Annotated in this window: 25 protein-coding genes and 1 pseudogene; 18 read left to right on the top strand and 8 right to left on the bottom strand. The window is 64.9% G+C overall.

Annotated elements, in window-relative coordinates; genetic code table 11:
* Positions 1-19: 19 nt before the first annotated feature.
* The 4 genes from V5B44_RS14040 to V5B44_RS14025 are packed head-to-tail and all read right to left on the bottom strand — an operon-like array spanning position 20 to position 4,057.
* Positions 20-1,174 (bottom strand): phage tail protein, encoded by a 1,155-nt coding sequence (locus tag V5B44_RS14040; RefSeq protein WP_332359651.1) that lies wholly within the window; start codon positions 1,172-1,174, stop codon positions 20-22.
* Entirely contained in the window at positions 1,171-2,610 is a 1,440-nt protein-coding gene (locus tag V5B44_RS14035) for a LutB/LldF family L-lactate oxidation iron-sulfur protein (protein ID WP_332359650.1), read from the bottom strand. The genes V5B44_RS14040 and V5B44_RS14035 overlap by 4 nt, the downstream gene beginning before the upstream one ends.
* On the bottom strand, positions 2,607-3,278 hold the full coding sequence (locus V5B44_RS14030) for a LutC/YkgG family protein (RefSeq protein ID WP_332359649.1): 672 nt from the start codon (positions 3,276-3,278) through the stop codon (positions 2,607-2,609). The genes V5B44_RS14035 and V5B44_RS14030 overlap by 4 nt, the downstream gene beginning before the upstream one ends.
* Positions 3,275-4,057: a (Fe-S)-binding protein gene (locus tag V5B44_RS14025; protein ID WP_332359648.1), complete on the bottom strand. Its 783-nt coding sequence runs from the start codon at positions 4,055-4,057 to the stop codon at positions 3,275-3,277. Before V5B44_RS14025 ends, V5B44_RS14030 begins: the two co-directional genes overlap by 4 nt.
* A 215-nt stretch (positions 4,058-4,272) precedes the next feature.
* Here V5B44_RS14025 and V5B44_RS14020 point away from each other — a divergent pair, with 215 nt between their 5' ends.
* Positions 4,273-5,025 carry an FCD domain-containing protein gene (locus V5B44_RS14020; protein ID WP_332359647.1) on the top strand — a complete coding sequence of 251 codons (753 nt, stop codon included), beginning with the start codon at positions 4,273-4,275 and terminating at the stop codon, positions 5,023-5,025.
* A 79-nt stretch (positions 5,026-5,104) separates the two neighbouring features.
* On the opposite strand, the gene smpB is transcribed toward V5B44_RS14020, so the two are convergent.
* Positions 5,105-5,551 (bottom strand): SsrA-binding protein SmpB, encoded by a 447-nt coding sequence (gene smpB / locus V5B44_RS14015; RefSeq protein WP_332359646.1) that lies wholly within the window; start codon positions 5,549-5,551, stop codon positions 5,105-5,107.
* A gap of 78 nt (positions 5,552-5,629) precedes the next feature.
* On the opposite strand from smpB, the gene V5B44_RS14010 reads away from it, so the two are divergent.
* Together V5B44_RS14010 and V5B44_RS14005 are read left to right on the top strand one after the other, a co-directional pair.
* Positions 5,630-6,073 (top strand): type II toxin-antitoxin system RatA family toxin, encoded by a 444-nt coding sequence (locus tag V5B44_RS14010; protein WP_332360045.1) that lies wholly within the window; start codon positions 5,630-5,632, stop codon positions 6,071-6,073.
* On the top strand, positions 6,066-6,386 hold the full coding sequence (locus V5B44_RS14005; RefSeq protein ID WP_332359645.1) for an RnfH family protein: 321 nt from the start codon (positions 6,066-6,068) through the stop codon (positions 6,384-6,386). The genes V5B44_RS14010 and V5B44_RS14005 overlap by 8 nt, the downstream gene beginning before the upstream one ends.
* Before the next feature lie 6 nt (positions 6,387-6,392).
* Here the strand turns inward: V5B44_RS14005 and V5B44_RS14000 are convergent, their stop codons facing one another.
* Positions 6,393-6,833: a DUF4124 domain-containing protein gene (locus V5B44_RS14000; RefSeq protein WP_332359644.1), complete on the bottom strand. Its 441-nt coding sequence runs from the start codon at positions 6,831-6,833 to the stop codon at positions 6,393-6,395.
* 62 nt (positions 6,834-6,895) lie between these two features.
* On the opposite strand from V5B44_RS14000, the gene guaB reads away from it, so the two are divergent.
* The 3 genes from guaB (at position 6,896) to V5B44_RS13985 (ending at position 10,982) form a co-directional block, all read left to right on the top strand.
* Complete coding sequence (guaB, locus tag V5B44_RS13995; protein WP_332359643.1) at positions 6,896-8,353, top strand: IMP dehydrogenase; 1,458 nt, start codon at positions 6,896-6,898, stop codon at positions 8,351-8,353.
* A gap of 58 nt (positions 8,354-8,411) precedes the next feature.
* A complete protein-coding gene (gene guaA / locus V5B44_RS13990) occupies positions 8,412-9,977 on the top strand; it encodes a glutamine-hydrolyzing GMP synthase (protein ID WP_332359642.1) in 1,566 nt (521 codons plus the stop codon).
* 78 nt (positions 9,978-10,055) lie between these two features.
* Positions 10,056-10,982, top strand: a complete 927-nt coding sequence (locus V5B44_RS13985) for a hypothetical protein (protein WP_332359641.1) — start codon at positions 10,056-10,058, stop codon at positions 10,980-10,982.
* A 123-nt stretch (positions 10,983-11,105) separates the two neighbouring features.
* On the opposite strand, the gene V5B44_RS13980 is transcribed toward V5B44_RS13985, so the two are convergent.
* Positions 11,106-11,450 (bottom strand): c-type cytochrome, encoded by a 345-nt coding sequence (locus tag V5B44_RS13980; protein ID WP_332359640.1) that lies wholly within the window; start codon positions 11,448-11,450, stop codon positions 11,106-11,108.
* Positions 11,451-11,575: 125 nt separating this feature from the next.
* Here V5B44_RS13980 and V5B44_RS13975 point away from each other — a divergent pair, with 125 nt between their 5' ends.
* The 12 genes from V5B44_RS13975 to V5B44_RS13920 all read left to right on the top strand — a co-directional run bounded on the left by V5B44_RS13975 (position 11,576) and on the right by V5B44_RS13920 (position 21,188).
* Positions 11,576-11,758 (top strand): hypothetical protein, encoded by a 183-nt coding sequence (locus V5B44_RS13975; RefSeq protein ID WP_332359639.1) that lies wholly within the window; start codon positions 11,576-11,578, stop codon positions 11,756-11,758.
* Positions 11,759-11,892: 134 nt separating this feature from the next.
* Positions 11,893-12,231, top strand: coding sequence for a hypothetical protein (locus V5B44_RS13970; protein WP_332344865.1), 339 nt, complete (start codon positions 11,893-11,895; stop codon positions 12,229-12,231).
* A complete protein-coding gene (locus V5B44_RS13965) occupies positions 12,194-13,330 on the top strand; it encodes an ABC transporter permease (protein WP_332359638.1) in 1,137 nt (378 codons plus the stop codon). The genes V5B44_RS13970 and V5B44_RS13965 overlap by 38 nt, the downstream gene beginning before the upstream one ends.
* A gap of 7 nt (positions 13,331-13,337) precedes the next feature.
* Complete coding sequence (locus tag V5B44_RS13960; RefSeq protein ID WP_332359637.1) at positions 13,338-14,030, top strand: ABC transporter ATP-binding protein; 693 nt, start codon at positions 13,338-13,340, stop codon at positions 14,028-14,030.
* Positions 14,027-15,028, top strand: coding sequence for a hypothetical protein (locus V5B44_RS13955; protein ID WP_332359636.1), 1,002 nt, complete (start codon positions 14,027-14,029; stop codon positions 15,026-15,028). Before V5B44_RS13960 ends, V5B44_RS13955 begins: the two co-directional genes overlap by 4 nt.
* On the top strand, positions 15,021-15,533 hold the full coding sequence (locus tag V5B44_RS13950; protein WP_332359635.1) for a TlpA disulfide reductase family protein: 513 nt from the start codon (positions 15,021-15,023) through the stop codon (positions 15,531-15,533). The genes V5B44_RS13955 and V5B44_RS13950 overlap by 8 nt, the downstream gene beginning before the upstream one ends.
* A gap of 196 nt (positions 15,534-15,729) precedes the next feature.
* A complete protein-coding gene (locus V5B44_RS13945) occupies positions 15,730-16,107 on the top strand; it encodes a hypothetical protein (RefSeq protein ID WP_332359634.1) in 378 nt (125 codons plus the stop codon).
* Between the two features lie 28 nt (positions 16,108-16,135).
* Entirely contained in the window at positions 16,136-16,789 is a 654-nt protein-coding gene (locus V5B44_RS13940; protein ID WP_332359633.1) for a heavy metal-associated domain-containing protein, read from the top strand.
* On the top strand, positions 16,786-19,227 hold the full coding sequence (locus V5B44_RS13935) for a heavy metal translocating P-type ATPase (RefSeq protein ID WP_332359632.1): 2,442 nt from the start codon (positions 16,786-16,788) through the stop codon (positions 19,225-19,227). The genes V5B44_RS13940 and V5B44_RS13935 overlap by 4 nt, the downstream gene beginning before the upstream one ends.
* Before the next feature lie 3 nt (positions 19,228-19,230).
* Positions 19,231-19,932, top strand: a complete 702-nt coding sequence (locus V5B44_RS13930; protein ID WP_332359631.1) for a sulfite exporter TauE/SafE family protein — start codon at positions 19,231-19,233, stop codon at positions 19,930-19,932.
* A gap of 140 nt (positions 19,933-20,072) precedes the next feature.
* Positions 20,073-20,675 carry a nitrous oxide reductase accessory protein NosL gene (locus tag V5B44_RS13925; protein WP_332359630.1) on the top strand — a complete coding sequence of 201 codons (603 nt, stop codon included), beginning with the start codon at positions 20,073-20,075 and terminating at the stop codon, positions 20,673-20,675.
* A gap of 15 nt (positions 20,676-20,690) precedes the next feature.
* Positions 20,691-21,188, top strand: a complete 498-nt coding sequence (locus tag V5B44_RS13920; RefSeq protein WP_434735467.1) for a nitrous oxide reductase accessory protein NosL — start codon at positions 20,691-20,693, stop codon at positions 21,186-21,188.
* Between the two features lie 95 nt (positions 21,189-21,283).
* Here V5B44_RS13920 and V5B44_RS13915 read toward each other — a convergent pair.
* Positions 21,284-22,109 (bottom strand): annotated as a pseudogene (locus V5B44_RS13915) (peptidylprolyl isomerase).
* Positions 22,110-22,118 lie beyond the last annotated feature (9 nt).

Genomic DNA, 22,118 nt, shown 5'->3' with positions numbered 1-22,118 from the left:
GGAATCGTTCGATGCAGGCTCAAGGCACGCGCGGAAGCAGGTGGCTCGCCCTGATGATCCAGTTCACATAGATGTTCTTGGGGCGGGTTTCTGCGCCCCCCGTTGCCTGAACAGCCTTGGCATCCGGCGACCCTCTGATCCATCCAGCCATTGCCGGCGGATCCGCCTGAGAAGTCCCGTCAATACCCCCACCATGCCAAGCGTCAAAGGTATGCTTATGACTTCGGAACTGATCTTCCTGCACCGACCCGACTCTGTCGCCATCATTTCCCCCCCCAGCTAAATCCTGGCGTAAGGCTGCGTCCGGATCTCTCTGTTGCCTCTGGTCGGTTCCACGAAGAAAGCGCCCGCGCAAATCAGGGACGCGAAACCCGTCAGGGTTTGTGACAGCAAAAACGCGGTTCATGATCATCGGACCACTAGTAGCGCTGGCACCCCAAAGGTCCAAGCGCCCCTCGGCGCCAAAAGAGGTTCCTATCACCTTGAAAAGGTCGGCATAAGTGGTTTTGCTCACGGCGCGGCCATCGCAGGGAAGCCATCCCTGCGCTGCCAACTGGCTGACTACGTCAGCTTTGGTGGTGTCGCCGCCGTAGGCCATGATCGTACCGATCGGCACGAGCATGTTCAGGGCATTCCGGAGCGCATCCAACGAAATACCCGAATCGGTCTCAACGGATTTGGCGCTCAAGGTGGCGCCTTCGATTGCCAGCTTTCCTGGCTCCTTCAGAATGATGCGAGCGTCGTAATCCCCACCGCGTCCCTGGGCGAAGTCGATGTAGGGCGTGCCGCTGCCATTGTTGCGCAGTTCGATGTTGGCGTTGCCGTCGGCGCCTCCGGACAGCGTGACCCCGGGCCTGGGAGCAGAAGGTTTGGCGCTTTCCGGCAGTTCGACCTGAAAAGCCTGTGGGACGCCTGTGCCAACGCCGACATTGCCTTGCTGGTCGATCGACAAGGCTTCCTTGCCACCTTGTGCGTGGATTGATCCAGCGCCGAGCAAGGCGATGAGGGCTATCGTCAGAGCACCAAACGGAAATCGACTTTCCCCCTGCAGGAGCAGGAGACGGCATCCTTCGCCAAGCCAGATCCTCGTTGCGGCCTCTGTTCTGGTCATCCGCTGCTCCATCGCCATCAGTCTCCGAAAGCTGCCGTCATGTCGCCTGGCAGCACTGCTCACCCTCTTCTCCTCGCCGCCATCGCTTCGTGCAGCGTCCGCTTTGCCGGCTTCAATGGCGTGCGGCTGACCGTCCAGCCAGACTGCATCGGCGGCGTCAACGCCCGGAAGCGGGTCGCCAGCCAGCCAAAAGCGCGGTAGAGCGCCGGGCGGGTGTACATCGCTGCCCAGCCCGACCAGATGGCATCGACCAGGCCGCTTTTTGCCGCGCCCTGGCCGAGCATCGGCGCGTGTCCGGGGCGTGCGTCGTGCTGCGCCTCGCCGCGCAGGCGGATCAGCAGGTCGGGAATCGGGATGCGCACCGGGCAGACCTCGCCGCAGGCGCCGCAGAGGCTGGACGCGGTCGGCAGGACGTGCGTCGCCGCCAGACCCAGCATGTGCGGCGAGATGATTTCACCGATCGGCCCCGGGTAGGTGGTGCCGTAGGCGTGGCCGCCGATGCGGGTGTAGACCGGGCAATGGTTCATGCAGGCGCCGCAGCGGATGCACTGCAAGGTCGAACGTAGCTGCTCGTCGCTGTAGGCCTGGGTACGGCCATTGTCAACCAGCACGAGGTGCATTTCGCGCGGACCATCCTTTTCGCCCGGTTTGCGCGGACCGCTGATCAGGTTGAAATAGGTCGTGATCGCCTGGCCGGTGGCCGAGCGCGTCAGCAGCCCGAACAACGGCGGCACGTGTTCGAGTTTCTCGACGACCTTTTCGATGCCGGTGATCGCGATGTGCACCTCGGGCACAGTGGTGCACATGCGGCCGTTGCCTTCGTTCTCGACCAGGCACAGGGTGCCGGTCTCGGCGACGGCGAAGTTCACCCCCGATAGCCCGACCTCGGCGGTCATGAACTTCTCGCGCAGGACGGCGCGGCCGATGCCGATGAGTGCATCGACCGACTCGGTATAGCCGGCGCCCGGCACTTTCTCGGCGAACAGTCGGGCAATCTGCTGCTTGGTCTTGTGGATCGCCGGCATGATGATGTGTGATGGCTTCTCGCCGTCGAGCTGGACGATGTATTCGCCCATGTCGCTTTCGAGCGCTTCCATGCCGGCGTCGGCCATCGCATGGTTGAGCTCGATCTCTTCGCTGACCATGGACTTGCCCTTGACCATCAGCCTGGTCGAATGGCGGCGAGCAATGTCAATGATCATCCGGTTCGCCTGTTCGGGATTCTCGGCCCAGTGCACCTGCACGCCGTTCTCGGTCAGTTTGCGCTCGAGCTGTTCGAGCAGCTCGGGCAGGCGAGCCAGGCTGTACTTGCGGATGTGTTCGGCGAGCCCGCGCTGGCGCTCGAGCAGGTCGGCGTCCGGGAACTGCGCCGCGCGCTTGCCGATCAGGAAATCCATCGCGCCACGGAAGCTCTGGCGCAGGTGCGGATCGGACACCGCGGCTGCAGCGCGCGCTTTGAATTCGCTGGCCGGGACGAAGTTCAGTGGCTGTGCGTTCATTGCATTTCCTCCTCATCGACCAGCAACAGCACGATCAACTCCTTCGGGCCATGCGCGCCGTAAGCGAGCGTCACCTGGATGTCGGCGGTCTTCGACGGGCCCGAGACCAGCAACGCGTTGGTCGGCATGCTGGCGCTCCAGCCCTGCCCGACGATCGCCGCAAACAGCGTGTCGTAGAGCTGGCCGGCGTCGAGCAGCGCAAAATGAATCGGCGGCACCAGCGACATCAGACGCGGCTCGTTGGCATCCGGCCAGATGATCAGCGTGCCGGTTTCGGCGATGCCGCCGCGCGTCGAGGTCAGGCTGGCATCGGTGTCTTCGAACAGTTCCTGCTTCCACTCCTCGACCGGTCGGTCGTAAGGCTTCAGACCACCGATGCCGGCGCCGGTCAGCGCCGCAGCGTACGACTCACCGTGCAGCAGCGAACGGACACCTTTCGCGGCGCACAACTGGGCGAGCTTCTGCGGCCAGGTCTCGCGCGTCACCCGAACGACCTCGCCGTGCCAGAAGGCCATCTTCTCGCAGAAAAGCTCGATGCGCGCGGCGCGGGTGCTGACTGGCGCGCCGGCGCTGCACGCGAGATGGAAAGCACGCACGTCGGGCGCCAGCGGTGGCGTGCCCTGCGGCGCCGCGCGCAGGCGTTGCAGGATGTTGTCGCGGGCGCTCATTGCCGCCCTCCTTCGCCGCCCGTGCGCTGCCAGAGAAAGGTCGCCAGATGCTGTCCCTGCCAACCGTCCCCGCGCTTCTGCAGGGTGTGGTTGAGGTTGAGCATGCAACCGCAGTCAGCCGAGAGGAAGGTCTGGGCACCTGTTTCCTTGAGCGCATCGACCTTGTCGCTGGCCATCGCCGAAGAAATCGACGGATGCTTGAGCGAAAAAGTGCCACCGAAGCCACAGCATTCGGATTCATGTCCGTGCATGGCGACTTCGACCCCCGGCAACTGGCCCAGCAGGGCGCGGGCGTGAACATGCGTGCCCATCTCGCGACGAGCAGCACACGAGGTGTGCAGCGCGACCCGCACCGGCGCCCCCTGATCGGCGAGCCTGATCCTGGCAACATTGAGCAGGAACTCGGAGAGTTCGAAAATACGGTCGGCGAGTGCTCGCGCCTCGCCCAGCAGTCTCGGATCGTCGGCGAAAATCTTGGGATAGTGGTGCCGCATCATGCCGGCGCAGGATCCGGAGGGGACAATCACCGGCCACGGCTCCGGGAAGAGACGCAACTGGGCGAGCGCTACCGCGCGGGTCTGCTCGGGAAAGCCACTGCTGTGCGCTGGTTGCCCGCAGCAGGTCTGGTCAGCCGGGAAATGAACCTCGATTCCCTCGCGCTCGAGCAGGCGTACGGCATCCATGCCGGCCTCCGGGCAGAACATGTCGATCAGGCAGGTCCCGAAGAGGTAGACCCTGGCCGGCTTTTCCGGGTATTGGCGGCTGCCTGTTTCGTCCATCGCATGCTCCTTGGGTTGACGTTGGCTGACAAGTGGTAAGACCACTTTCCGAGTACACTAGTCGCGAGCGTCCGCTTTGTCAATTGGCAGGGATTGGTCGCTGGACTCGGCGACCGAGTCGATCGCCTGCGCACCGCGCATCGAGCAAAACTGGTAAGACCACTGAATTCCTGCAATAATCAGCCGCACCGGATCCGAAGACCCTGCCACTCGACATGACCTACAGCAAGCTCAACCTGCCGCGCATCCCCGACGCCATCGCTCATCAGCTGGAGACGCGGATTCTCGAGGGCTCGTTGAAGCCCGGCGATCGCCTGCCTGCCGAACGCGAATTGGCGATCGAACTCGGGGTTTCCCGCCCGTCACTGCGCGAAGCGATCAAGAAGCTGGTTTCCCGGGAACTGCTGGTGAGCCGGCATGGCGGCGGCACCTACGTGACCGACCGGCTGGAGGCGAGCTTCATTGATCCCTGGCAACAGCTGCTTGATCAACACCCTTTTCTGCAGGACGACGTCCTAGAGTTCCGCCATCTGCTTGAAGCGTCCGCCGCCGAACTGGCCGCCCAGCGGGCCACCGACGCCGACCTGGAACGTCTCGAACAGGCCTATGTGCGCCTTGACGAGGCATATCATGGCGAAGACCGCAGCGCGCAGGTCGCTGCCGATGTCGCTTTTCATCTGACGGTTGCGGAATCGGCGCACAACGCCCTGTTCGGTCACCTGGTGGCCAGCGTCCTGCGCCTGCTGCACGAACATGTTCGGCGCAGCCTGCGGGAGATGGCAGTCAGCCCGGATACCGGTCGGCATCTGATGGCGCAACACCAGGCGATCCGCGATGCGATTGTTGCCCGCAGACCGGACGCCGCCCGGCTTGCTGCACAAACCCACATCAACTATGTCCGTCAGCGCCTCAGCGACGCGGCGCTTTCCGGGGAAAGGCAGCAGCGCTCGCTACGGCACCTCAGTTGAGCGCAGTTGGCTGAATCGGCGCCAGCCCCTTGGGAGCGGCCAGGCGGCTGCGGAACGTTACGGCGAAAGCACCGTCGCGCTAGACCTTGACGCGCATCAGCCGCGCCTTCTCGCGTACCCAGTCGCGCTCCTTCTCGGCTTCCCGCTTGTCGTGTTGCTTCTTCCCCTTGGCGAGGCCGATCTCGATCTTGATGCGACCCCGCTGGAAGTGCAAGTCGAGCGGCAGCAAAGTGTAGCCGGCGCGTTCGACCTGGCCGATCAGCTTGCTGATCTGCTTGCTGTGCAGCAACAGCTTGCGGGTGCGGACCGGGTCGGGTTTGACATGCGACGAGGCGGCCAGCAGCGGCGTGATGTGCATCCCGAACAGGAAGACCTCGCCGTCGCGGATGACGACATAGGATTCCTTGATGCTCGCGCGGCCGGCGCGGATCGCCTTGACCTCCCAGCCCTCCAGCGCGATACCCGCTTCCAGCTTCTCTTCTATGAAATAATCATGAAAAGCCTTCTTGTTGGCGACAATGCTCATGGTGCCTTTTCTCGGGTAAGCAGGGTTCGGGAGTGCTAGAATCCGCGATTCTACAGGATTCACGAGGTGTGGCAGAGGATGGCCATGGTCAGGAAATCGGTGCTGATCGAGCGTTCGTCGCAACAGATGTTCGACCTGGTCGACCGTGTCGAGGACTATCCCCTGTTCCTGCCGTGGTGCAGCCAGACACGCTGCGAGTTCCGCGACGACCGGAAGACCGTCGCCACCCTGCACATCAACTATCGCAGCGTCAAGTCCCACTTCACGACCGAAAACGACAAGGAGTCCCCGTCGTCGATGAAGATCACGCTGGTTGATGGCCCGTTTCGCCGACTTGATGGCTTGTGGCGTTTCAAATCGTTGAGTGCCGAAGCCTGCAAGATCGAGTTCCAGCTCTCCTACGAGTTTTCAAGCAAGATGTTCGAAAAGGTCATTGGCCCGGTGTTCAGCCAGATTGCCAACACTTTCGTCGACGCCTTCGTCAAGCGTGCGAACGAGGTGCATGGAGTGCCGAATGCCTGAGATGCTGACCATCGAAGTGATCTACGCCCTGCCGGCGAAGCAGCAGCTCATCACCCTGAAGCTGCCAGCGGGCAGCACGGTACGGCAGGCGATAGACGCTTCCGGGCTGTTGCAGAAGCATCCGGAGATCGATCTGGCAAAAAACAAGATCGGTGTTTTCGCCAAGCTCAGCAAGCCAGAGGCGCTCCTGCGCGATCACGACCGGGTGGAAATCTACCGGCCCTTGATCGCCGATCCCAAGGAAGTGCGCAAGCAGCGAGCCGCCGCAGGGAAGGTGATGAAAAAAGGCGCCGGCGAGAGCGAGGTTGAGTAGCAGCGCTTACCGGCAATTTGCCTGCACCGCCTGGCGGGCTTTGGCGATTTCCTCCTGACGCTGCGTGTCATCGAGGTAATAACGCTCGCCCTTGCTGTCATGCATCGCCACCCGGTCACCGGACTGCAGGGTCTGCAGCGCGCTGCGTGCCGCTTCGCAGCCCTCCTGTCTTTGCGCGCTGGCACGGCGATCGGCCTCGCCCTTTTCGGCCGCGTCCCGCGACTCCTTCTGACGCTTGCGGAATTCCATATCGCGATCGGCCAGCGTCTTGCCGGCTTCACTTGGCGCCGGCGCCGCTGCCTCGACCGTGCGTTGCTGCCGGACCTGACCGGTCGGCGGTCGGTCGGAAATCACGGTCCGGTTGCGCTCATCCTGCCACTGATAAATCTGGCCTTGCGCGGCAATGGCAGCGGACAGGGTGAGGGTGGCGAAAACGAAGCGTTTCATGGTCATTCAGCCCTAAGGGAGCAGGCTGTATAATACGTTTTTGTGACCTCGGATCAAAGGCCATGCGTTTAATCCAACGGGCGCTGACGTTCGACGACGTCCTCCTCCTCCCCGCCCACTCGACGATCATGCCGCGCGATGTCACGCTAAAGACGCGCCTGACGCGAAATATCCACCTCAATCTGCCATTGGTTTCGGCGGCGATGGATACCGTCACCGAGAGTCGTCTGGCGATCGCCCTGGCACAGGAGGGCGGTATCGGGATCGTGCACAAGAACCTCAGCCCGAAGGCGCAGGCGGCTGAGGTGGCCAAGGTCAAACGCTTTGAATCAGGCATTCTGAAGGATCCGATCACCGTTCCGCCACACATGTCCGTGCGCGACGTGCTGGCACTGACCCGCCTGCACCGGATCTCGGGTGTGCCGGTGCTCGACGGCCAGCTCGTCGTCGGCATCGTCACCAACCGCGACCTGCGCTTCGAGACCATGCTTGATCAACCGGTGAGAAACATCATGACCCCGCGCGACCGTCTGGTGACGGTGCATGAGGGAGCAACCGTCGAGGAAGGCAAGGCGCTGATCCACAAACACCGCCTGGAGCGCGTGCTGGTGGTCAACGATGCTTTCGAACTGCGCGGCCTGATCACCGTCAAGGACATCATCAAAACCACCGAACACCCGGATGCGAGCAAGGATGCCGCTGGTCGCCTGCGCGTCGGCGCTGCCCTGGGTGTTGGCCCGGGCACCGAGGAGCGCGCCGAATTGCTCGCCGAGGCAGGTGTCGACCTGCTGGTGGTCGATACGGCACACGGCCACTCGCAGGGCGTGCTCGACCGCGTCCGTTGGGTCAAGCGCAACTTTCCGCAGGTTGAAGTGATCGGCGGCAACATTGCCACGGCGGATGCAGCGCGGGCGATGATCGATCATGGAACCGACGGCGTCAAGGTCGGCATCGGCCCGGGCTCGATCTGCACCACGCGCATCGTCGCCGGCGTTGGCGTACCCCAGATCACCGCTATCCAGATGGTTTTTGAAGCCCTCAAGGACAGCGGCGTGCCGATGATCGCCGACGGTGGCATCCGCTACTCGGGCGACATCGCCAAGGCGATCGCCGCGGGTGGTGACGCGGTCATGCTCGGTGGCCTTTTTGCCGGCACCGAGGAAGCACCTGGCGAGGTCGAGCTGTTTCAGGGTCGTTCCTACAAGTCGTACCGCGGCATGGGCTCGATCGGCGCCATGGCTGCGGGTGCGGCGGACCGCTATTTCCAGGATACCGCCAACCTCGACAAGCTGGTTCCGGAAGGCATTGAAGGCCGCGTACCCTACAAGGGCTCTGTGCTGGCCGTCATTCATCAGCTGATGGGCGGCCTGCGTTCGTCGATGGGTTACCTCGGCTGCCAGTCGATCGCCGAAATGCATGACAAGGCCAGCTTCGTCGAAATCACCTCGGCAGGCGTGCGAGAGTCGCACGTCCATGACGTTCAGATCACCAAGGAAGCTCCCAACTATCACGTCGATTGAGCAGCACGCGACGATCAGCGGGCGGCGGCAGGCCGCCCGTGTCATTTGAGGCCGCACGATGTCCCATCAAAAGATCCTGATTCTCGACTTTGGCTCGCAGGTCGCGCAACTGATCGCTCGCCGCGTGCGCGAGCAACAGGTGTACTGCGAACTGCATCCCTATGACGTCGCCGAGCAGTTCATCCGCGACTTCAAGCCGCAGGGCATCATCCTCTCGGGCGGTCCGAATTCGGTCTACGAGGTCGAGGACTTCAAGGCACCGCAGGTGGTGTTCGAACTCGGCGTGCCCGTCCTCGGTATCTGCTACGGCATGCAGACCATGGCCGCGCAGTTGGGAGGCAAGGTCGAAAGCTCGGCCAGGCGAGAGTTCGGCTATGCGGAAATGCGCGCCCACGGCCACTCTGCCTTGTTCAAGGGCATCGAGGACCGCCGCAATGGTCAGGGTCATGGGCTGCTCGACGTCTGGATGAGCCATGGCGACAAGGTCACCGGCTTGCCACCGGGGTTCAGCGTCATCGGCAGCAACGCATCGACACCGATTGCGGCAATGGCCGATGAGCGCCGCGGATTCTACGCCGTGCAGTTTCATCCGGAGGTCACCCACACCCTCAAAGGCAAGGAAATCATTTGCCGCTTCGTCCGCGACATCTGCGGCTGCGGACGCGACTGGAACATGCCCGATTACGTCACCGAGGCAGTCGACAGGATTCGTTCCCGGGTGGGTAGCGAGGAGGTCATTCTCGGTCTTTCGGGCGGCGTCGACTCTTCCGTGGCGGCGGCGCTGATCCATCGCGCGATCGGCGAACAACTGACCTGCGTCTTCGTCGATAACGGCTTGCTGCGCCTGAACGAGGCCGAACAGGTAATGCACACCTTTGCCCGCAATCTCGGCGTCAAGGTGGTACACGTCGATGCCACTGCGCAGTTCATGGGCCACCTCGAAGGAGTTGTCGATCCCGAGCAGAAGCGCAAGATCATCGGCCGCGAGTTCGTCGAGGTTTTCCAGGCCGAGGCGGCCAGGCTCGGCAACGCCAGGTGGCTGGCGCAGGGCACGATCTACCCCGACGTGATTGAGTCCGCCGGCGCAAAAACCAAGAAGGCGCACACCATCAAGAGCCACCACAACGTCGGCGGCCTGCCCGAACAGCTCAATCTCAAGCTGCTCGAACCGCTGCGCGAACTGTTCAAGGATGAAGTGCGCGAACTCGGCATCGCTCTCGGCCTGCCGCATGACATGGTTTACCGTCACCCCTTCCCGGGCCCCGGCCTGGGCGTCCGGATCCTCGGCGAGGTGAAGCCCGAGTTCGCCGAGCTGTTGCGCCGGGCCGACGCCATATTCATCGACGAGCTGCGTGCGGCCGGCTGGTACGAGAAGACCAGCCAGGCCTTCGCGGTCTTCCTGCCGGTCAAGTCGGTCGGCGTCATGGGCGATGGCCGGACCTACGAATACGTCGTCGCCTTGCGTGCCGTCGAGACGCAGGACTTCATGACCGCCCAGTGGGCCGAGTTGCCGCACCACCTGCTCGGCAAGGTGTCAAACCGGATCATCAACGAGGTGCGGGGCATCAACCGGGTCGTTTACGACATCTCGGGCAAACCGCCGGCGACGATCGAGTGGGAGTAGTCAGACATGCAAGAACGTCAAGCAATGACTGACAAGTTCAGCAATCAATGCGGTCGCACGACAGGGAAAGGACCAGTCATGAAAAAGGCAGCGCTAGCGGTTCTGATGTACGTCTACACGTCACTGACGTCGGCGGCGGTGATCAACGTCGAGTTCAAGTTCACGCCATTCACAGGCAATGCGAAGCAGGACGAACAGGTGACGACCGTTGCGGGCAAGGCGCGGGTCTACCTGAACAACATCTTCCTTGCCGAGCAGGAAGTGCGCCAGGAAAAGGTGCCGGTACTCTTCGAGGCGCGCGAGATCGCACCCTCGGTGTGGGTTCCCGTGGCTTCCATCGGACCGGCGCTGCGCCGGGGAAGGAACAGCATTCGCTTTGATTTCGAGCCCGGCGATGCCAAGGCCAGCTATCGCGCCCAGTTGCGCTGGGCTGTCGTCAATGACGAGGCGACCGAGCAGCGAAGTGCCGGGCAGATCACGTCGACCAATCAGAGCGGCGAAGGCGTCGAGGAAAAGGCAGCGGCCGGGAAACTCAGCATGGCGCGCGAGTTCGACGCGCCGTTTGCCACTGAATACCCCTGGCATCGCGCGCCGGCGGTGACAGCACTCGGCAGCGCCGACAGGCAGGCCCTCGAAGCGCTGGTGAAAGCGCGTGCCGACAGCTTCCGGCCGCCATTCGAGGGAGTCTATGCGGCGCTCAAGACCAGCCCGCAGATCAAGGTCGAAGACGTCCGCAAGAGCAAGTGTCTTGACAAGGCTTACGCTGCCGGGGTGCGCATCAACGCTCCGACGGCCGGTCAACTGGACGCGACGCTGACCGGCAACGCGGAGGTGGTGCTGCGCAGCACGAGCGGCGATCTGTTCCGTCCAGCCGACCCGGCAAAATTCCAGAAGATCAAGGGAGAGGAAGCCCGGATGTGTGCCGGCATGGCACTCTATAGCGCATTCCCGCCGCGAATGGTCGTGGTGCGCAATCCGGCCGGCGACTGGGAGGCGGTCTACTAGACCCGTTGCCCGCACCGGCTGGCGTGCGCCTTGTTGGCATCAAGCCGGCCGGCTCTCCCTCCTGGCGATGGCGGGCTGCCGGAGGGCGGGCAACCTTTCGGCCAGTATCTCCGGTGCCGCAGTTTATTCGGGAAACCCCGCCAGCAGCTGATCGACGACCCAGCGCGCCTCGTCCTCGGTCAGGAAGCGATGCCAGGGCGGCATCGGCGTCCCCGGGCGACCGCCGTAAATCGTGGCGACCAGCGAATCGACCGGCTTCTCGCGCAAGGCTTCGGGCTTCAACGAGGGGCCGAGCCCACCCTGCAAGGTCATGCCGTGGCACGAACCGCAATCCTGACGAACCAGGTGAATGAGCTCCTTCCGGCGCTCCGGCGACGGCGCCACCGCTTCCGCCGCCAGCTGCGCATTGCCGGTGGACGATAAGAGCAACAGCGCCAGCAAGCCGACACGAACAGGCGAAGAGATCATCGGGCAGGACTCGCAGAGAAAGGTGCTGCGACAATTTGCCGCATTCAACAAAACCGGGAAGCACACTAAGATTCGTCCATTCTATCCGAAGACCTGAGAACCGATCGCGCCAGGGGAGGCCCACCATGCAAGACAACCATCCAGACTGCAGCGAAGACGATGGCGAACTGACCTCACTGCTGCTCGGTGCCGGTTTCGCGCTTGCCTCCCTGATCATTCTGCCGGCGCTGGCGCAGCGCGTCGGCATTGGCAGCAGCCTGACGATCGCGCTGCGCGGCGCCCTGATGCGGGCTGCGAATCGGGTTTGATGCCCTACCGGCCGGCAGGCGTCGCCCGCCACTCGCCCCTGGCCGCCGGCGGCATTGACGCGATGGTTGCCGGTTTTTCTGGCCGCAGGTGATCGGCGCAAGCCGGCGTCTGCGGCCGCTTCTTGCCTGAAGCCATGCCCGTTGCCCGCCGCAGCCATCGCGCCCTGATTGCCCTCGCCTGCGCCGTCAGCCTGGTCGCTGCCAGCTTTGCGGATGCCGCCTGGCTGCGCCAGCAACGCGCCGCTGCCGGCGTGCGCATGGGCGAACTGGTCGTCCAACTGCAGCTGACCGACCTTTGCCTGTTCACCGAAGCCCGCTACACGCGCCACCTGTCGCAGGCCGACCTGCATTCGGCGTTCCAGGATCATCCGCTGGGCCTCGAACACTTTCCGACCGGTTCGCTGGTCCCGCCGCCCGCCAGCCTGACTGCCGCCAATGAACGCCTGGATCGAGAAACAGAAGTACCTGATTGATTTCACACTCTCGTCGCTGGCGCGGCGCAAGGCGAAAAACCTCGGTCTGTTGCTGGTCTATACGCTGATCGTCTTTCTGCTCGCCTCGGTGATGCTGTTCACCCACGCGCTGCGGCAGGCCGCGACCCAGGTTCTCGCCGGCGCACCGGAAATCGTCTTGCAGCGGATGGTCGCCGGCCGCCACGACCTGATCCCGCCCGGCTACCTCGAACGTATCGGCCGCATCCGCGGCGTGCAGGAGAAGGAAGGCCGCCTCTGGGGCTATTATTACGACCCGGTGGTCAAGGCCAACTACACCTTCATGGTGCCAAACCATCAGGAGATCGCTGCCGGCACACTGTTCGTCGGCGCGGGCATGGCCCGGGCACGCGGCCTCGCCGTCGGCAACCTCATTTCCTTCCGTTCCTATTCGGGACAGCTCTTCAGCTTCACGATCGCCGGCATCCTGCCCAGCGACTCGGAGCTGGTGAGCGCCGACCTGGTGCTGCTGAGCGAAGCAGACTTCCGCGCCTTCTTCGCCATCGCCGCCGGCCATTTCACCGACATCGCCCTGTCGGTCGCCAATCCGCTCGAAGTGCGCAACATCGCCAGCAAGCTGGCGCAGCAGTTCCCGGATGCACGGCCGATCCTGCGTGCGGAAATCCTGCGTACCTACGAGTCGGTCTTCAACTGGCGCGAGGGCATCGTCCTGGCGCTTGCCTCGCTGGCCATCCTCGCCTTCGCCATCCTCGCCTGGGAGAAGGCCTCCGGCCTGTCGGCCGACGAGAAGCGCGAGATCGGCATTCTCAAGGCGATCGGCTGGGAAACCGGCGATGTCCTGAAGATGAAGTTCTGGGAAGGGGCCCTGATCTCGCAGGCGGCTTTCCTGATCGGCTATCTCACTGCCTACCTGCACGTCTTCCGCTTCTCTTCGTCGCTCTTCGCACCGGTCCTCAAGGGCTGGGCGGTGCTCTACCCGCGCTTCGAACTGAGCCCGGTGATCGACGGCTTCCAGGTCGCGACGCTGTTCTTTTTCACCGTCTTCCCCTACGCTGCGGCAACCCTGGTGCCGATCTGGCGGGCGGCGATTACCGACCCCGACGCAGTGATGCGCGGCTGAGCCAACGATGATCGAGCTGAAAGACATCCACAAGGCCTTCAACGCCGGCCGGGAGAACGAGTTCCATGCCCTCAAGGGCATCGACCTGCATCTGCCGGCGCAGCGCGTCACCGCCTTCCGCGGGCCGAGCGGCTCGGGCAAGACGACGCTGCTGTCGATCATCGGCTGCCTCTCACGGCCGACCAGCGGCCGCGTCCGCCTCGGCGACCGCGACATCTCGGGACTCCCCGAGCGTTTCCTGACCGACATCCGGCGCCAGAGCTTCGGCTTCATCTTCCAGCAATTCAATCTGATCAGGGGCCTCTCGGCCCAGGAAAACGTCATGCTGCCGGCCTACCCGCTGGGCGGCCACTGGCGTACGCTGCACGAGCGCGCCGAGCGCCTGCTGGGTGATCTGCGCCTGTCGCATCGGCGCGCGGCCGCCGTCGAACACCTCTCGGGCGGCGAACAGCAGCGGGTGGCAATCGCGCGCGCGCTGATCAACGATCCGCAGATCATCATCGCCGACGAACCGACGGCCAATCTCGACAGCGCGCTGGCGCTCGAATTCATGGCCATCCTGGAAAGGCTGCACGGCATCGGCAAGACGGTGATCCTGACCAGTCATGACCCGCTGGTCGTCGATTCGGCGATCGTCCATCAGGTGATCGACCTGCGCGACGGTTGCATCGTGCCACCGCCGCCCGGGGGGAATGGATGATCTTCCAGCCCGCGATCATCGCCTTGCTGCTCGCCTCGCTGGTCTGCGTCGGCCTGCTGCTCGCCGCCGCGCCGCTGGCCATCGACCTCGTGCGCCACTGGGACATCCGCAGCGGCAGCGAACGCCAGCTCGTGCTCGAACGCCGAACCTACCTGCTGTCGACCCTGCTCTCCTTCCTCTTCGCCAGCCAGCTCGTCGCGCTGCTGTTGTTCGTCTTCAACGCCGACCGGATGTCGTCGATGTTCGTCGGCGCGATGTGCGCGGTTGGCGCGTTCAAGGTCAATGCCTTCGGCTTCCCGGCACTGATCGCGCAGATCCTCATTTTTTTCCTGGCCTCGAGCTGGCTGGTGATCAATCACGTCGACACCCTCGCGCCTGACTACCCGCTGGTGCGCGTCAAGTACCTGCTGCTGCTGATCCTGCTGCCCTGCGTCATCGCCAGCGCGGTGCTACAGTTGCGCTACTTTCTCGGGCTCAAGGCCGATGTCATCACTTCCTGCTGCGGCAGCCTGTTTTCGGAAGCAACGCCGAGCCTCAGCGCCAGTGTCGCCGCTGCGCCACCGCTGCCGACGATGATCGCTTTCTACCTCACACTGCTGCTGGCCGCTGGCGCCGGACTCCTCTACCGCCTGCGGCAATGCGCGCCCTGGCTGGTCGCGCTGCTCTCCGGCGTGGCCTTCGTCGTGACCATCGCCGGCATCCTCTCGTTCGTCTCGCTCTACGTTTACGAACACCCGCAGCACCATTGCCCTTTCTGCATCCTCAAGCCCGAATACGGCTACCAGGGTTACTGGTTGTATCTGCCGCTTTTCGTCGCCACGGCTGCCGGGCTGGGCGTCGGTGCCATGCAGCCCTTCGCCCGCATTCCGAGCCTGGAGCGCATCATACCGGCCGTCGGCAAGCGACTGGCGACCGTGGCCGCAGCGATGTTCGTTGTCGTCGCCGCCGTCGCTTCGCTGATGATCCTCAACTCGCGCCTGATTCTGCTCGATGGCTAGCATGCTCCGGCAACCGATCGCCCTGCTGAGCTTCCTCGCCGTCCTGACCTTGACGGCCTGCGATGAAGGCAACGCCAACAGGCTGAACAGCGGCGACATCGCGCCCGCGTTCACCGCCAGCAGCCTCGGCGGTGCCCCGGTCAGATTCCCTGACGACCTGCGCAGCAGACCGGTCGTCATTCGCTTCTGGGCCGACTGGTGCCGCTACTGCGAAAACGAGATGCAGGCCATCGAACGCGTCTGGCAACGGCACAGGGAGCGGGGGCTGGCGGTGATCGCGGTCAACGCCGGCCAGAGCCGACAGGAAGTGGACGCGTTCATCGGCAGGATCGGGGTCACCTACCCCGCGCTGCTCGACGAAAAGGCGGCGATTTCACGACAATACGGCGTCGTCGCGCTGCCGACGACCTACTTCGTCGGCGCCGACGGCCGGATCCGTGGCAAAGTGCTTGGCGAAGCCGACGAAGCCACCTTCGAGCGCCTGGCAGTGGACCTGCTGCAGTGAGCGACAGCCAGGCCTGTGCCCTGTGTGGCCTCGACTGCGGCCTCCGGCCCCTGATCCTGCGCACAGCGGAGCGGCGCCTGCCGTTCTGCTGCGAAGGTTGTCGGGGGATCTATCAGATGTTGCACGAGATCAATGAAGTACCGCCGGATTCGCCGCAGAATGACAACGAAAGCGTTTGAGAACGAAAGGAAGATCCATGAACATGATGATGAACGAAGGAGCGATGGGAACGCTCGGGCACCTGATGAGCAAGCCGGTTACCCAGGGAGCCGCGACGGGCGCCACCGCCGCGGCGGCTGGTGGAGTGGTCGGCCGCACGCTGCTGGTCAATCCGCTGACGCTGCTGGCCGTCGGCGTCGCCGGCGGTGTCGTCGCCGGTTACCTGCTGCACCGCTACCGCAAGGAAATCGCCCTGACCGTTTCGAAAGCCTGTGGCATCGGCAAGGACTTCGCCCTGCAGCAGAAGGAAAGCCTCGCCGACCTGATCGAAGAGGCCAAGGAAAGCGAAGCGCGAGCGGCACAGCCGGCCCCGGCTGCGGCCGGCGTCGACGAGCCGGCAACCCAGGCCGGCTGATGCGGGTCAGCGTTACCGGAGCCAGGCGATGACTGCAGCCCCCGATCCAGACGCCCTGTCCAGACAGATCGTCGTTCGCTACCGCGATCCTGGCCATGTCCGCTTCGCCCTGCCGGCCGAACTGTGTTCCCTCGCCGCGGCAAACGCCATCGAGACCGCGCTGCGCCGTCAGGACGGCGTCTATCGCGTGACGATCCATGCCGCCGAGCGCAAGCTGTCGGTGTTCTACGACGAGCATGTCTGCGATCTGCATGCCGTCGCGCGCCGGCTGTTCGCAGCGCTCGGCGAACTCCCGGCGGGCGACGATACGGCGACCATGGCGGCGCGCGACGATCGGGCCACTGCAGCGTCGCCGGCGAAGACGCGCCGCGCCGGCGGCAGCCTGAACATCGAAGCGCGCGCCCGGCGGGCCCTGCGCCGGGTGATGCAGGAAATGTCGCGCCACCCGCAGCTGCGCGGCGTGCAGGAACGTGTGCAGCCGATGCTCGAGAGCGCGCTGACCGAGCAGGCGATCATCAATTTTCTCAACGACCTGCTGGCCTTCTACCTGATCCGCGTCCATTGGGACCTGATCACCCAGCGCTGGTTGCGCGAGCCGCTGAAGTTCCGCTACGCCTGGCTGACGATCTTCTACCTGGTCTTCCTGCTGGTTCGCTATCGCAAGACCGGCACGGGCAAATGAGCGGCGAGGCCCAGCGGAACTGCCGCGTCGTGCACCGGCTGACCCGGCGCGTTCGCCTGCTCGCGCCGCCGCTGGTCCGCAATGCCGAGCGCTGCTACATCCTCGAAATCCTCCTGCGCAAGCGCCCGGAAATCAGCGAGGTGCGGGCCGTGCCGGATATTGGCTCGCTGGCGATCCACTACGATCCGCGCCGCCTACCCGAGCAGCGCCTGCTGGCGATCGTCGATGGCCTGCTCGACAACCTGATTGCCTGCCCGCCGGCGAAGCCGGCGGCGGCAGTCGCCGACGACACGCCCCTGCAGGAATGCTCGCTGGCCATCGAAGGAATGAGCTGCGCCTCGTGCGCGCTGCTGATCGAACTGTCGCTGCGCCGGGATCCGCGGGTGCAAGTGGCGAACGTGAACTTTGCCGCGCAGACCGCGCTGGTCCGTGGCACGCTCGGCCGCGACGACGTTTTCGCGCTGATCGGCAGGCTCGGTTACCGGGCACAGCCGATCGACACGCTGGCGCAACGCCGCCTGCTCGTCGAGCGCGAGAAGGAACAGCTGGCGCGGGCGAAAAAGCGGGTCATCGTCGCTGCGGCACTGACTGCACCCGTGATGCTCCTGGGCATGGCGATGCACCGCTCGCCGGCGCTGCGCGGGCTCGAATTCGCGCTGGCCACGCCGGTGCTGTTCGGCCCGGGCAGGGAGATCTTCGCCAGGGCCTGGCAGCTGGCGCAGCAGAAAAGCGCCAACATGGATTCGCTGATCGCGCTCGGCGCGGGGGCAGCCTACCTGTACAGCCTGCCGGGGCTGTTCCGGCCGCAGCATCACGTCTACTTCGAAGCGGCGGCCGGGATTGTCGGTTTCGTCCTGCTTGGCCGTTTTCTCGAAGAGCGAGCCAAGGGCCAGGCCAGCGAGGCGATCCGCAAGTTGATCGAACTGCAGGCGGAAACTGCCGTTGTCCTGCGCGATGGTGAAGAGCAGGTCGTGCCGATCGACCGGGTCGTCGTCGGCGATCTGCTGCGCTTGCGCCCCGGTGACCGCATTCCGGCCGACGGCCTGCTGGTCTGCGGCAGTTCGGCAGTCGACGAAGCGATGCTCAGCGGCGAGTCGTTGCCGGTCAGCAAGAAGCCGGGCGACACGGTGCACGCCGGCTGCCTCAACGGCAACGGCACTTTCACGCTGCGCGTCACGGCCGTCGGCGCAAACACCGTGCTCGCCGGAATCGTCCGCCTGGTCGACCACGCGCAGGGCAGCAAGCTGCCGGTCCAGAAGCTTGCCGACCGCATTTCGGCGCGCTTCGTGCCGGCGGTTGGCGGCATCGCCGCGTTGACCCTCGGCGGCTGGTTGCTGGCGCGCGCTCACCCGGCCACGGCCCTGGCACACGCCATCGCCGTGCTCCTGATCGCCTGCCCGTGCGCACTCGGGCTGGCGACGCCGACGGCGATCATGGTTGGCACCGGCGAGGCCGCCAGGCGCGGCATCTATATCCGCAACGGCGAGGCGCTCGAAACGGCGTCGAGCCTCACGACCGTGGTTTTCGACAAGACCGGCACCATCACCGAAGGCAAGCCTGCCGTCACCGACTTCATCGCCGTCGAGGGTGTCGATGAAGCGAACCTGCTTGCCCGTCTGGCCGGCGCCGAGGCCGGCTCGGAGCACTTTCTCGCGCGCGCGATCGCTGCCTGGTGCCTTGCCCGCGGTGCCGAGCCGGCCGCCTGCAGCGATTTCGAGGCAATCCCGGGACGCGGCGTACGCGCCCACTGCCAGGGTCTGCCGATGCTGATCGGCAACGCCGCACTGCTCGACGAAGCCGGCGTTTCCTGCAGCGCGCAGCAGCCGCAGGCGGCAGCGTTTGCCGAACAGGGCAAGACACCGGTCTTCGTCGCCGTGGACGGCCGCATCGCCGCACTGCTGGCGATCGCCGACCAGCCGCGCCAGGGTGCGCGCGAAGCGATCGCCTCGCTCCGCCGCCTGGGCATCGAGACGGTGATGGCCACCGGCGACCTCGCGGCCGTCGCGCAGCACATCGTCCGCCAGGTCGGCATCGAGCGGGTAATCGCCCGTGCGACGCCGGCAATGAAGCTCGAGCTGATCCGCGAACTGCAGCAGCAGGGCAAACGCGTCGGCATGATCGGCGACGGCATCAACGACGCACCGGCGCTGACTGCCGCCGACGTCGGTCTGGCCATCGGCGGCGGCGCAGACATCGCGCTGGAAGCCGCCGACATCACGCTCGCCGGCGGCGACATTGCGCGCGTTGCCCTGACCATCCAGCTGTCGCGGCAAACGATGCGCATCATTCGCCAGAACCTGTTCTGGGCGCTTGGCTACAACGTCGTCGCCATCCCGATCGCCGCCGCCGGCCGCCTCAACCCGATGGTCGCCTCGGCAGCGATGGCCTTCTCCTCGGTCTCGGTCGTCGCCAATTCGCTGCGTCTGCAGCGGGGCTGAACGGTGGATCACAGCCACCACCCGCTGCTCGTCGAGTTGTCGTATGGACTCGCCTTCATGACCGGCGTGCTCGGCAGCGGCCATTGCCTCGGCATGTGCGGCGGCCTGGTTTCCGGCTTCTTCATGAAACTCGGCACCCGAACCTTCGCCCCGTATCTGGCTTACCACCTGACGCGCGTCGGCGTCTATGCGCTGATCGGCCTGGTCGCCGCCGCCCTCGGCACGGTCCTCCTGCAGACCGGCTCCTTCGGCAAGCTGCAGGGGCTGCTGCAGATCGTCGCCGGCCTGCTGGTGATCCTGCTGGGCCTCGACCTTCTCGGCGTCTCGCCCTGGCGCAACTCGCTCGGCTTCGCGCCGATCGCCTGGCTGCGCCGCCAGTTTCTCGCGGCGACTTCGCGCGGCGTATTGCCGGGCGCGATCATTGGCGGTGCGATCAACGGCCTGATGCCCTGCTCGATGACGATGGCCATGGCGGTCAAGGCGACGACCGCGCCATCGGTGCTCGAAGGCGGCCTGCTGATGCTGGCCTTCGGCGCCGGCACCCTGCCCTCGATGCTCTCGGCGAGTTTTCTCTTCGGCAGGCTCGGCGTCAGGACGCGTGGCTGGCTGCTCAAGGGCGCCGCGCTGTTCGTCATCGTTCTCGGCATCGCCACCGTCTGGCAGGGCATCCGCTACTACCTGGTGATGCAGCGGCTGCTCGGCTGAAGAGGCAGCGCTTGCGACGATTTGCCGCAGGACGCGAGCCGGCGAAAAACCTACCATTCGGGATGACCGCCGATGCCCCTCGGCCGCGCTTTCGTCCACCTGAAGGAGTGTCATCGTGAACCGACCGAAGGAGTGTCATCATGAATCGACGTAGTATGCTGAAACTCTCGCTCGCTACCGCCGGCCTGGCCACCGCCGCCACCGCCCATGCCCAGTCGTGTGCCACCGACGGCACACCCGCACAGTTCATCCCAAAGAAAGCCGCTGACCCGAAGGCGTATGAGAACGACCTCGACAAGTTCCCCAAGTGTCCCTATTGCGGCATGGATCGCCGTCAGTACCATCACTCGCGCATGCTGATCCAGTATAGCGACGACCTGCCGGACGGCGTCTGCTCGCTGCACTGTGCCGCGATCAGCCTGGCGGTCAACGTGGACCGCGAACCGAAGCGGATCTGGGTTGCCGACAACGCCTCCACCGCGGAAATCAAGCCGCTGATCGACGTCGACCAGGCGACTTTCCTGATCGGCAGCCAGATCAAGGGCGTAATGAGCAAACGCAGCAAGGTCGCCTACGGCAGCGAAACCGCGGCAAGAGCGGCGATGGCTGCCAACGGCGGCGAACTCGGCAGGTTCGACCAGGCCCTGCTCGCCGCCTACACCGACATGTCGCAGGACGTTTCGATGATCCGCAAGGTCCGCGAAGAACGTCGGCAGCGCGCAGCAACGCAGCGCCAGGGCTGAGAACTCGAGCCGATGATGCGCCGCCGCAAGCTGCTGCTGACGCTCGCTGCACTGACTCTAGGCGCTGCCGGGGGCGTTTTCGCGGCCCCGGACAAGCTACCGAAACCCTCCGACCGGGATCTGTGCCCGGTCTGCGGGATGCTCGTCGCCAAGTACCCGAACTGGCTCGCGATCGTCGTTTACAAGGACGGCCATGCGCATTTCTTCGACGGCGCGAAGGACCTTTTCAAGTATCTCGGCAACGTCCCCAAGTACGCACCTGGTCACCAGCTCGCCGACATTGCCGGTATCTGGGTCACCGAGTTCTATGGCCTGACCCGGATCGACGCCCGTCAGGCTTTTTACGTCGTCGGCTCGGATACGCTTGGCCCGATGGGGAACGAGTTCGTACCGCTGGCCACGCGTGCCGACGCCGAGGATTTCGTCAAGGACCACAAGGGCCGGCGCATCATCAGCTTCGCCCAGGCAACGCCGGAACTGGCCGCCCGCGTCGACCAGGGCAGCTTCGACTGAAACGTCGCCGACGGGGCTTGCTCCGTCGGCGGGCGACCAGCGATCTCCCCCCGCTCGCAGCCAGCGCAGCGCACTCCGACCTCGAAAAGCCCAGGCTACTGCAGCAAAGGCGTGTCGGCCACTTCGAGCACGATGCCTTCGACCATCGCCGCAGCGGCCAACAGGCGCAGGTATTGGCGCAACGCCGTCACGAACGCCTGCTGGCGCAGGGCATTTGCAACTGTGCCGCGTACCGCCTCGAACGGCTGAATCACGCCCGGATCGCGTTCCTGGACCTCGACGACATGCAGTCCGAAGCGGCTGTGCACCAGCGCGACAGCACGCCGACCTCGACGTGACCGAACAGCTCGTGTGCAAATTCGGGGGCACAGTCGTTCGCGCTGAGCCAGCCCAGCTCACCACCCAGCTCGCCACTGGGGCAATTGGACAGCTCGCGGGCCGAGTCGGCAAAGCGATCAGTGGCGTTGCTGCTCGTTTGCCGATCGTGGCAACGCACGTCGAGCAGGCAGGCCTCGGCGCGCTGGCGCAGGGCCGCAAGGTTCAGCCCCGGCGTCACGGCAAACAGGATGTGCCGCACGCGAACGCGTTCACCGCTGCGGTAAGCGCCCGCGTGCGCGGCATGGTAGCGGCGGCAGGCTTCTTCAGAAGCTTCGGGGCAAAGGAAGATTCTGTCCAAGCAGAGCTTCAATGGCGTTGGCCGCGGCTTCGCTGATCACCCCGTCGTCAGATACGACGTCGTCGGCGTCGAGCAGAGCCGCCTCGATGGCCGCCTGGCGCAGGCAGCTCGGTGCACGCCCGCTGGCGTAGTTCCTCGGGCGCGACGTACTCGGCCGCTTTGTTCAGGGCGACGCCGTTGATGCGAGCCACCGTCACCGGTAGGGCCGGCTCGGCGGCACGGCAATCGACAGTTTGCACAGGCATGGTGGAGAC

It is taken from the genome of Candidatus Accumulibacter necessarius, from assembly GCF_036625085.1.
The sequence above is the reverse complement of the archived record's forward strand: the minus strand, read 5'-3'. Positions and strand labels throughout refer to the sequence as shown.